At 73.6% G+C, this 10554-nt stretch carries 7 protein-coding genes and 1 pseudogene; 1 reads left to right on the forward strand and 7 read right to left on the reverse strand.

Annotation, left to right across the window (positions count from 1 at the left end):
- A pseudogene (locus E1258_RS25260) lies at nucleotides 1–569 on the reverse strand (GTPase HflX); the annotation flags it as partial.
- 443 nt (nucleotides 570–1012) lie between these two features.
- Here E1258_RS25260 and E1258_RS25265 point away from each other — a divergent pair.
- The gene (locus tag E1258_RS25265) at nucleotides 1013–2212 is read left to right on the forward strand and encodes a transposase (protein ID WP_165949898.1); all 1200 of its coding nucleotides are present in this window, start codon (nucleotides 1013–1015) and stop codon (nucleotides 2210–2212) included.
- Here the strand turns inward: E1258_RS25265 and E1258_RS25270 are convergent.
- The 6 genes from E1258_RS25270 to E1258_RS25295 form a co-directional block, all read right to left on the reverse strand.
- Nucleotides 2157–4163, reverse strand: a complete 2007-nt coding sequence (locus E1258_RS25270) for a helix-turn-helix domain-containing protein (protein ID WP_132405508.1) — start codon at nucleotides 4161–4163, stop codon at nucleotides 2157–2159. The genes E1258_RS25265 and E1258_RS25270 overlap by 56 nt on opposite strands.
- Nucleotides 4164–4345: 182 nt before the next feature.
- Nucleotides 4346–5686: a crotonyl-CoA carboxylase/reductase gene (ccrA, locus tag E1258_RS25275; RefSeq protein ID WP_132405514.1), complete on the reverse strand. Its 1341-nt coding sequence runs from the start codon at nucleotides 5684–5686 to the stop codon at nucleotides 4346–4348.
- Nucleotides 5687–5753: 67 nt separating this feature from the next.
- Nucleotides 5754–6476: a trans-aconitate 2-methyltransferase gene (locus E1258_RS25280; protein WP_243715675.1), complete on the reverse strand. Its 723-nt coding sequence runs from the start codon at nucleotides 6474–6476 to the stop codon at nucleotides 5754–5756.
- A complete protein-coding gene (locus E1258_RS25285) occupies nucleotides 6476–7786 on the reverse strand; it encodes an activator-dependent family glycosyltransferase (RefSeq protein ID WP_132405510.1) in 1311 nt (436 codons plus the stop codon). The genes E1258_RS25280 and E1258_RS25285 overlap by 1 nt, the downstream gene beginning before the upstream one ends.
- Nucleotides 7774–9159, reverse strand: coding sequence for a P450-derived glycosyltransferase activator (locus E1258_RS25290; RefSeq protein WP_132405512.1), 1386 nt, complete (start codon nucleotides 9157–9159; stop codon nucleotides 7774–7776). The genes E1258_RS25285 and E1258_RS25290 overlap by 13 nt, the downstream gene beginning before the upstream one ends.
- A 53-nt stretch (nucleotides 9160–9212) precedes the next feature.
- On the reverse strand, nucleotides 9213–10554 hold a 1342-nt coding region (locus E1258_RS25295; protein ID WP_165949899.1), incomplete at its 5' end, for a thioesterase domain-containing protein.

Here is a 10554-nt window from a genome sequence, read left to right on the forward strand (position 1 = left end):
CCGCCCATCTGCCGGGAGAGCGACTGACCCCAGCCGCGCAGCCGCGGCAGCATGTACTGCATCTGCGCCAGGGCCACCTGCGCCTTGCCCTCGCGGGACGTGGCGTGCTGGGCGAAGATGTCGAGGATCAGTGCGGTGCGGTCCACCACCTTGGCGTCGACGACCTCTTCGAGGCGTACGAGTTGGGCAGGGCTCAGCTCGCCGTCGCAGATCACCGTGTCGGCCCCCGCGTCCCGGACGATGTCCCGCAGCTCCCGGGCCTTGCCGGAGCCGATGTACGTCGCCGGGTCGGGCCGGTCGCGGCGCTGGATCACCCCGTCGAGCACCACGGCCCCCGCGGTCTCGGCGAGGGCCGCCAGCTCGTTGAGGGAGCGTTCGGCCTCGTCGGCGGTGCCTGTGGTCCAGACGCCGACCAGGACCGCGCGTTCCAGCCGTAACTGTCGGTACTCGACCTCGGTGACGTCGGCCCTCTCGGTCGACAGGCCGGCGACCCGCCGCAGGGCGGCCCGGTCGAGCACCGGACCGTCCGCCTCGGCACCGGCACCAGCCCCGACGTCGGCGTTGTCCATCAGGGCGTCGGCCTTCGCCGGGTGCGGGGGATGGTGCGCTGCGGAGCTCATCTGGGTCCTTCGCGGGTCGGATGGTCGCCTGGTGTCACGGACAGGACCGGGCGGGCCGCAAGATCCGATTCGACCGACGCCCATCAGTTCGCCGGAAGAATGCCGATCTCCTAAGAAGGCTTCCGGAGAGCGGCGCGGGAAGCGAGGTTCGCCGGTCACACACTTCGCTGCGACCGCAGCCGCGATGTGTGTGGGCGTCACCGGGTCTTCGGCCCGCGCCCGGCCGCTTGGGGCGTGCGCCGGCCGGGCCACGGTGGGTGCGGGATCGCCACCGTCGCCAAGTGTGTTCTCGACGCACCTGGGCAAGGCAGGCGTCGCGGGCGATGGTGGGACGGGGGCCGGATCTGCGTGGTCAGCACATCGTCCCACCGCCAAGGGGAGTGATGGTGCCGATGCTCGACATCCGAGAGAAGGTGACTGCGGGAAGGCCCGATCTGGACACCGTGTCCCGGGTCTGTGCCGCCCTGCTGGCCTCGCTGCCCCGCGCCGACCAGCGCCGCAAGGGCGAGCTGTACGTCCGGGGCCTGCTGACCGCCCCCGGCCGCAAGACCATGCGCAACCTGGCCGGCATCGCCGACGAGCCGGCGGCGGCGCAAAGCATGCACCACTTCATTAGTTGCTCCACCTGGGACTGGGCGGCCGTCCGCGCCGCGCTCGCCGGCCACCTGGACCGGATGCTGTCGCCCCGGGCCTGGGTGGTGCGGTCGATGCTGGTGCCGAAGACCGGCCGGCACTCGATCGGCGTGGAACGCCGGTACGTGCCCGCGCTGGGCGAGACGGTCAACAGCCAGCAGAGCTACGGCCTCTGGCTGGCCTCGGAGGCCGCCGCCGCGCCGGTCAACTGGCAGCTGTCCATCGGCAAGGGCTGGCTCCAGGAAAACGGGGCCCGCGCGAACGTCCCGGAGGACGAGGACGGCACGACCGGCGACGGCGCGGCGGTGCAGGCGGTGCTGAAGGCCGCGGCCTGGGGGATCGGTCCCCGCCCGGTGGTGATGGACGCCCGGCACTCGGCGCTGCCCCCGCTGATCGAGGCTTTCACCACGGCGGGTCTGCCCTTCCTGCTGCGGATCAACGGCGGCTGCACCCTACTGGCCGCCGGGTCCGGCCCGCGCGGGAGCCGGGTCGCCGCGGCCCCCGCCGAGCACCTGCTGGGCCTGGCCCGTGCACAGCGCCGCCCGGTGGAGTGGATCGACCCGGCCAGCCCCGGCGCCCGGCGGACCAGTCTGGTCGCACCGCTGCAGGTGTACTGGCCGGGTCTGCCCGGTTCCCGCCCACCCGGTCAGTCCGCACCGGCCCCGCCGGCGACGGCACGCGCCGCCGCGCTCGGGCTACCCCTGACGCTGCTCGGCAAGTGGCAGACGTACGAGCGCGGCGTACAGCAGGTGTGGCTGACCAATATGACCGACGCCGGGTACGGCCCGCTGCTGCGGTTGAGCAAGCTCACCCGGCGGGTCGAGACCGACTTCTCCTACGTCAGCCTCGATGTCGGCATCCAGGACTTCGAGGGCCGGTCATATCAGGGCTGGCACCGGCACGTCACCCTGGCGTCCGTGGCACACGCCCTGCGGATGCTGGGCGACGGCGCCGGGTAGGCCGTCCGGGCTGGTCCGGCTCCTGCGACGGGCCCGGCGCCGGGGAGCCCCGCTCCTGGCGGAGCAGGCCACGGATCCGGTGCAGGCGCAGGGCGATCTGCGTGTCCAGGGCCCGGTCCGGCTGCTGCCAGTCCCGGCCGAGCAGTTGGGTGATGCGGTCCAGCCGGCGGGACACGGTGTTCGGATGCAGGTGCAGCATCTCCGCCGCCCGCGTGCGGCTGCCCGCCGAGTCGAAGTAGGTCTGCAGGGTCTCCCTGAGGTTCGTGAGCCGGCGCGCGTCATAGTTCAGCACGGGCCCGATGACCCGGTCGACGAACCCGGTCACGTCGTGGCCGCCGGCGACCAGCAGGCCGAGGAAGCCCAGGTCCCGCGAGCAGGCCGCCCGCCCCTTCGCATCCAGCGCGCTCAGGGCGTCGACGCAGCGGGCCGCCTCCTGGTAGGTGCGGTTGACCGAGTCGGTGGTGCGCACCGGCCCGGCGCCGCCGGCCGTGACCGGCAGGCCGAGCAGCCCACCCAGCTCGCGCGAGACGTCCCGGGCCCGGGCACCCGGGTCGTCGCCAGGGAGCAGCAGCACCGCGTGGCCGTCCCGGATGACCTTCATGCCGTCCAGGCCCTGGGCTACGGAGACCGCCCGTTCGAACACCCGGGGCGGGGCGGTGCCCTCGGGGCGGGCGACCACGACGACGTAGGGGCGGTCGAGCTCGACGGGTGTCCGCCGGCGGCGCTTCCCGCCGCGGTCCACGTCCGGCCACGGGCCGAGCAGGTCCTCCAGGAGCCCGTCGCCCGGCTGGCCGTAGGCAGCGCCGTTGCGGGTCATCAGCAGCGCCACGATCTGGGCGACCGCGGACAGGGCCGCCACCCGCTCGTGGTCGGACGTCTCGTCGGCGTGGAACAGCACACAGCCGAGGTCACCGGCGCGGGCCGCCAGGGGCACCACCCAGGAGCCGGTGGTCAGCCGGACGGGCCGACCGGTGGCGTGGGCGTTCAGCCGTACCCGGGCCAGTTCCCGCTCGTTCGGGGCAGGGACGTCACCGGCCGCCGCCAGCACACCGTTGGCCCGGTCCCGGACGTGCAGGGCACCGCCCAGTCGCCGCACCGCGCTGCCCACCAGGTCGTCGAGTTCGCCGCCGTCGAGGAGGAGCTGGATGAGTTCGGGGTGGAGGCTGTCGGCCATGCGGACCGCGTTCAGCTCGGCCCGGGCCTTGGCCGCTTCCTGCTGAGCCTGCTTGAGTTCGGCCCACGTGTCGTCGAGCAGCCGGATCCGCTCTACGGCGGTCGCCGCGAGTTCGGCCAGCAGGCGCAGCGACGCGACCTCGTCCGGGGCGAAGTGACGGATCTGCCGGTGGCCGACGTGCAGGTTGCCGAGGTGCCGGCCGTCGACGCTCAGGACCACCGACAGCACCGCGTGCAGCCCCTCCGCCCGGACCAGTCCGTCCACGGCCGGGTGTCGTTCGAGGCGCTCGTCGGCGAGGTAGTCCGCCGTCCAGGAGAGCGGCTCGCGGGCCGCGGCGGGCACGATCAGCCCGTCGCGCCAGGGCAGCCGGTAGCCGCTGGTCAGCGCGGTGGCCGCCCCGACGGTCGAGGCGACGTAGGAGTCGCCGGCCGCGTCGTCAACCAGGCTGACGAACGCCACGTCCATCGCGAGCAGCAGCTGGGTCCGCCGCACCACCAGTTGCAGCCCGGCCTCCAGGTTCGTGGCCCCGGCGAGGTCACGGGCGGTGTCGACGAGGGCGGCCAGCTCCGCCTGCCGCTGACACCGCCTCCCGACGACCTCTCGCAGCTCCAGCGCGAGCCGCTTCGCGATCATCACCCGGTCCAGCGTGGCCTGGTCCACGCCGTCGCGGTGCGCCTGGTGCACCAGTTCCTCGTACTGCGGCAGGGGCGCCTCCCTGGCCAGGAGTTCGAAGAACCGGAGTTCATGGTCCCGCAGTGGAATGCCGGTGCCAGTCATGCGTCCAACCACCTCGCACACAACGAATAGATGATCCAGGGGGCTCGATGGCGGTACAAGGCCATCGATACGTTTACAGTAACGGCAGACCCTGCAACTACTCGGAGTGAAATTTTTCCGCCCGACAACACCCGACTCGCCCCTGATCGGGTGCCTTGCCCGAGGGCGTCACGGGCGGCTCGTCAGTCCGGTGCCCGGAAGCGGTTGATTGCCGCGAGGTGGCGTTCCCGCAGCTCCGGGTTCCGGACCCCGAGGCCCTCCTGGGGCGCTAGCGCGAGCACGCCGACCTTCCCCTGGTGCAGGTTGTGATGGACGTCGTAGACCGCCTGGCCGACCTCCTCCAGCGGGTAGCAGCGCGACAGCGTCGGGTGGATCTTGCCCTTGACCACCAGCCGGTTGGCCTCCCACGCCTCCCGGTAGTTGGCGAAGTGCGTGCCGACGATGCGCTTCAGGGACATCCACAGGTAACGGTTGTCGTAGACGTGCTCGAAGCCGCTCGTCGAGGCGCAGGTGGCCACGGTGCCTCCCTTACGGGTGACGTAGACCGAAGCGCCGAACGTCTCCCGGCCGGGATGCTCGAAGACGATGTCGACGTCCTCGCCGCCGGTCAACTCCCGGATGTGCTTGCCGAACCGCTTCCACTCCCGGGGGTTCTGGGTGTGCTCGTCAGACCAGAAGCGGTAGCCCTCCGCGGCCCGGTCGATGACGGCCTCGGCGCCCATCCGGCGGCAGATCTCGGCCTTCTGCGGGCTGGAGACCACGCAGACGGGATTTGCCCCACCGGCCAGCACCAGCTGGGTGGCGAACGCGCCGAGGCCGCCGCTGGCTCCCCAGACGAGGACGTTGTCGCCCTGCTTCATCCGGGCCCCGTTGCCGGAGACCAACTGGCGGTAGGCGGTGGAGTTGACCAGTCCCGGCGCGGCGGCCTCCTCCCAGGTCAGGTGGGCGGGCTTGGGCATCAGCTGGTTCGCCTTGACCAACGCGATCTCGGCCAGGCCGCCGAAGTTGGTCTCGAAGCCCCAGATCCGCTGCTCCGGGTCGAGCATGGTGTCGCTGTGGCCGTCGGCGGACTCCAGCTCCACGGAGAGGCAGTGCGCCACGACCTCGTCACCCGGGCACCAGCGGTTCACGCCGGGCCCGACCCGCAGCACCACGCCGGCCAGGTCGGAGCCGAGGACGTGGTACGGCAGGTCGTGCCGGCGGGCCAGCTCGGAGAGCCGACCGTAGCGCTCCAGGAACCCGAAGGTGGGCAACGGCTCGAACAGCGACGACCAGACCGTGTTGTAGTTGACCGAGCTGGCCAGGACCGCGACGAGGGCCTCCCCGGGGCCCAGCTCGGGGACCGGCACCTCCTCGGTGTGCAGCGACTTGCGTGGGTCCTTCTCCCGGCGGGGAAGGCCCGCGAACATCTCGGTCTCGTCCTTGTGCACCGTCACGGCCCGGTAGGAGCAGGGCAGCGGCAGGGCCGCCAACTCCCGCGCGTCGGGCTCCTGGGCGAGGATCGCGTCGAGTATGCGGTTCAACTCGGGTGTGTCTGGCACCAGTTCCTCCAGCGGGTCGGTGGTGCAGGTCGGGGGGCGGGGCGGGTCGTCAGGGATGGACGCCCACGAACAGGCCGCGGCCGGACGGGCCGGGCGTCAGGTACTCCGTGGCGAAGCCCGCCCGGGCGAAGGCACGTTCGTAGTCGGACCGTTCGAACAGGGTGATCAGGTGGCTCTCGTCGAAATGCCGGATCCCCCCGTCGGGGCTGGCCACGAGGTAGTGCACGATGATCCGGGTCGCGCCGCCCTCGCGTACCGAGTGGGAGACCCGGGAGATGGTGCGGCCGTCGACCTCCACCAGGCTCGCGCCCACGTACCCGGGGGTGAAGGTCTCCGGGAACCACCACGGCTCGACGATCGCCACGCCCCCGGGGGACAGGTGTGCGGCGAACCGGGCCAGCGTCGCGTCCAGCTCGGCCGTCGTGGTCAGGTGGCCCACCGAGCTGAACATGCAGGTGATGACGTCGTAGCGGTGCCCCAGGTCGAAGGTCCGCATGTCGCCGAGGTGCAGGGCCGCGCCGGGATTTCGCTGCTGGGCGATGCTCAGCATGTCCGGTGCCAGCTCGATGCCGCCCACGTCGTCGAAGAGGCCGGCCAGGTGTCGCAGGTGCAGCCCCGTGCCGCAGGCCACGTCCAGCAGCGTCCGGGCGTGCGGCCGGCGGGCCCGCACCAGCGCCTCCAGCTCCGCTGCCTCCGCCGCGTAGTCCTTGCCCTTGCCCTGGTAGACCAGGTCGTAGACCTCGGCGATGGCGTCGGCGTACATCATGGACATCAGTCCTTCCAGAGGTGGTCGGTGGCGGTTCCGGCCGTCCGGCCGGACCGGTCGTCCTCGACGAGGCGTTCCAGGATGCGGGCGACCTCCGCCGGCGACGGCGCGGCGCGCAGCTCGTCGCGCTGTCGCCGGGCGGCGGCGGTGATCGACGGGTCGTCGAGGATCCGGGCGACCGCCGCCCGCAGCGTCGGGCCGTCGAGCTGCTCCGGCGGGATCGAGATCCCCGCGCCGAGTCGCTCCGCCTGCTGCGCCTTGAGCGGGGCGTCCCACAGCGACGCGATCATGATCTGCGGTACGCCGTAGAGCATGGCCGTCGACCAGGTGCCCGCCCCGCCGTGGTGGATGATCGCGGCGCAGGTCGGCAGCAGCACGTCCAGCGGCACGAACTCACACACCCGGACGTTGTCCGGCAGGACGCCCAGGTCCTCGCGCTGGGCGTCGCTGAGCGTCGCGACGATCTCGACGTCGAGGTCACTGAGGGCGCCGAGCAGCTCCTGGAACGAAACCACGTCCTTGCCGAACGTCTCCCGGCTCGACACGCCGAGGGTGAGGCAGACCCGGGTCCGGTCGGCCTTGGCCACCCACTCCGGCACCACCGAGGGGCTGTTGTACGGCGTGTACCGCATGGCCACCCGGCGACCCGGGACGGGAAGTCGGGTGCTACCCGCGGTGGGATCGATGGTCCATTCGCCGGTGACCATGTCCTCCATCTCGTCGTCGCCGAGCTGGCAGCCGTACCGTTGCAGGGTGCAGCGCAGCCACTCGGCCATCGGGTCCTCGCGCTGCTCGGCCGGCCGCCGCGCCAGGCTCTCGGTGAACAGCCGCCGGGCGTTGCCGACCACGTCCGGCCCCCAGAGCAGCCGGGCGTGCGTCGCCCCGACGACCCGCGCCGCGACCGGCCCGGAGTAGGTGAACGGCTCCCAGATCACCAGGTCGGGCTGCCAGGACCGGGCCAGGGCCACCATGTCGTCCATCGTGGAGTCGCCGTTGAGCGGCGCGAAGCACAGCGCGGCGAGCATGGTCTGCTGCCCGAGCAGGTATTCCCAGGTCAGCACCTCGGGACGGGTCTCGGTGAAGTCCAGTCCCCGTTGGTAAGGCATCAGGTCGCCGCCGACCTCGGTGAGCAGGTCGATGATCGCCTGGTCGTCGCCGACCGGCACCGCGGTCAGCCCGGACTGCACGATGGTGTCGGTGAGCGCGGGCTGGCTCGCCACCCGTACCTCGTGGCCGGCCGCGCGCAGCGCCCAGGCCAACGGCACCAGGCCGTAGTAGTGGGTGTTGTGCGCGAAGGACGTGATCAGGACGCGCATCGGGCCGCCTCCTCCGTCGCCGGGCGGTCGTCGGACCGGTGCCCGCCGTCTCCCGCCCGGGTGACCGGGAAGCGGGCGTGGCCGAGCAGGACGGGCGAGCGTCGCCACCGGACGCCACCGGACGCCGGACGGAGCGCGGGGACCGCCTCACCGAGGGTCCGCAGGGCGGTGGTGACGACGAGCCTGATCAGCGACCCGGCACCGGCGAGCTGCGGCACACCCGTCATGCCGAGGGCCGGGGCGCGCGACCCGCCGGGGTGGAACCCGTCCCGGTCCGGGTCGGTCACCGCGCGCGGGCCCCGGTTCGCCATGGCGACCAGCACGACCAAGTGGCTGTCCGCCGGGAGGAACTGCCCGGCCAGGATGACGTCCTGCTGCACGACGCGACTCTCCAGGCGCACCGGCGGGAAGCAGCGCAAGGTCTCCTCGACGACGACGGCGGCCCGTCCGGGGCCCTCGCGGAGCAGGGCCCACTGGCCGGGGCGGTCCAGCAGCGCACGGACCGCGTTGCAGAGCAGGGTGGTCGCCGGTTCGGCCGTGCCGACCGCCAGCGCCAGCGCGGCGGCCAGCCGGTCATCGGCCGACGCCGGACCGTCGGCTGCGACGCCCGGCCCGGCGTCGGGCGCGACGCCCGAACCGCCCTCGGGCGCGGCCTCGCCGGCGGCGGACGGCGTGGCCGGGCCGGGCCGAACCGGCGGCGGGGTCACGGGCGGCACCTCGCCCAGCAGGCCGGTCAGCTCGGCGGTGGCGGCGACGGTGGCCAGGGCGTTCGCCACGGTCTGCGGGCACAGCCGGCTGTCCAGCGTACGGCCGGCGGCGGCGAGCGCCTCGGTGAAGCGGCCCCGCCGGGCGGCGGGCACCCCGAGCAGGTCCGCCAACACCGACGCGACCAGCCGCCGGGCGAGGACGGCGAGGTCGAACCGCTCGCCGAGCCCGTCGAGCAGGGCCGCGGTGGTCTCCTCGACCCGGGCGCGCGCCCCCTCGGCGTCGGCCCGCAGGACCGGCCCGCCGGGCGCGGTCAACGCGTCCAGCCGGCGTCGGGCCTCCGGCCCATGGTCCAGTGCCGTGCCGGCCAGCGGCAGGGTCCGCTCGGCGGGCCGCTGCCCGGCCCGGGTCAGCCAGCCGAACCGGTCGTCGGTCAGCACCTCCCGGGCCAACGCGGCGTCCCCGGTCACCCAGGTGTCCAACTGCTCGCTGCGAAACAGCGGCTGGGCTGCCACCTGCCGCTCGTACGGTGTCGGGTCGTCGGTTTCCGCTCGCAGGATCAGCGCGTACGGGTCGCCGTGGTTCCCTGCGAACCACTGCGCGGCGCGGGTCAGTTGCAGCCGTCGGGCCCAGGTCGCGGGGTCCCCGTCGGGCGGGACTGTGGTCATGCGCTCTCCTTTTGTCGTCGGGGTCGCCGGGAGGGACGAAACCGGCGTACGGGTCACGGAACGCGGGGCGGGCACACCTCGTCGAGCCACTTGTGCACGGTGGCGGCGGCGACGGAGGCGTGCTCGGTCATCATCGAGAAGTGGGTGCCGGGCACCTCGGCGCTGGTGTGCGCGCCGTCGAAGCGCGAACGCCAGTCCTGCCGGGGATCGGGCCAGGCGCCCACCGGCTCACCGGCGTACAGGTGCAGCACGGGTGCCCGGATCGGCCGGGGGGCCCAGCCCAGGAGCAGCCGATGGTAGGCGCCCATCGCGGTCAGCCGCGTGTCGTCGACCGGGACGACGGACCGCTCGGCGACCCACGCCAGCATCTCCTCGCGCCACACCCCCATCGCCCCCGGCGCGGCGGGCGTGTAGATGTCCATCAGCACCAGCGCGGCGGGATCGGCCCCCCGCGCCTCCAGGCGCAGCGCCAGCGCGTGCGCCATGTTGGCCCCGGCGGAGTGCCCGACCAGAACGAAGGGCCCCCCGGCGCAGTGCGCCAGGACGGCGTCGGCCTGGACGTCGAGCAGGACGTCCAGCCCGGCGGGCAACGGCTCGCCGGGCAGGAAGCCGGTCTGCGGCAGCACGGCGACGTCCCGGAGGTCGGCCAGCGCGGCGGCGAAGGCCGTGAACTCCCGAGGGCCGGACGCCGCGGCCGTGCCCGCGCAGCAAATCAGCGGGGGCCCGCCCGCCCCGGTGCCGAGCGGAACGAGGGCCGGTGGCCCGCCCAGCTCGTCCGGGGCCCGGAACACCGGCCGGAACGTGGCGACGGTGCCGAGAACCTCCACCGCCTCGGCGGCGCGGCCGGTGCCGACGGCCCGCCGGTACATCTCGACCAGGGCGCTTGCGGCGACCGGCGCGGATGTTCCGCCCGCCGCGTCGGTGAGCAGGCCGTGCAGGTGCGCCGCGAGCGCGTCGGGGGTGCCGTGGTCGAACAGGACCGGGGCCGGGAGGCTCAGGCCGGTGGCCTCGCCGAGCCGGCGACGTAGCTGGACGGCGGCGAGCGAGTCGAAGCCGAGGGCGGCGAACTCCGCGTCGGCCGGTACGTCGTCGATCCCGTCGTGCCCCAGCACCTCGGCGGCCTCGGCGCGGACCAGCACCAGCAGCCCGGCACGGTCGATGGCCGCCGGGGCCGGTCGGGGCGCGGGCCCCGCTCGGTGCGCCGGATCGTCGTCGACGGTCGGCAGCTCGGCCAGCAGCGGGGCGGGACGCGCGGCGGCGAAGCCGGACGCGAACCGGCCCCAGTGCGTGTCGGAGATCGTCACCCCGCTCTCGTCGGCGTCCAGGATCCGCCCGAGGGCGGCGAGAGCGGCGTCCGGGGGCATCGCCCGGACCCCCCGGCGACGCAGGTACTCC

This window comes from Micromonospora sp. KC207 (assembly GCF_004348615.1).
GTDB lineage: Bacteria > Actinomycetota > Actinomycetes > Mycobacteriales > Micromonosporaceae > Micromonospora.

Excerpts from the sequence above, each read along its gene's own strand:
- E1258_RS25265 (WP_165949898.1), top strand. The coding sequence starts at position 1,013 with ATGCTCGACATCCGAGAGAAGGTGACTGCGGGAAGGCCCGATCTGGAC.
- E1258_RS25270 (WP_132405508.1), bottom strand. The coding sequence starts at position 4,163 with ATGACTGGCACCGGCATTCCACTGCGGGACCATGAACTCCGGTTCTTC.
- E1258_RS25280 (WP_243715675.1), bottom strand. The coding sequence starts at position 6,476 with ATGTCCATGATGTACGCCGACGCCATCGCCGAGGTCTACGACCTGGTC.
- E1258_RS25290 (WP_132405512.1), bottom strand. The coding sequence starts at position 9,159 with ATGACCACAGTCCCGCCCGACGGGGACCCCGCGACCTGGGCCCGACGG.
- E1258_RS25285 (WP_132405510.1), bottom strand. The coding sequence starts at position 7,786 with ATGCGCGTCCTGATCACGTCCTTCGCGCACAACACCCACTACTACGGC.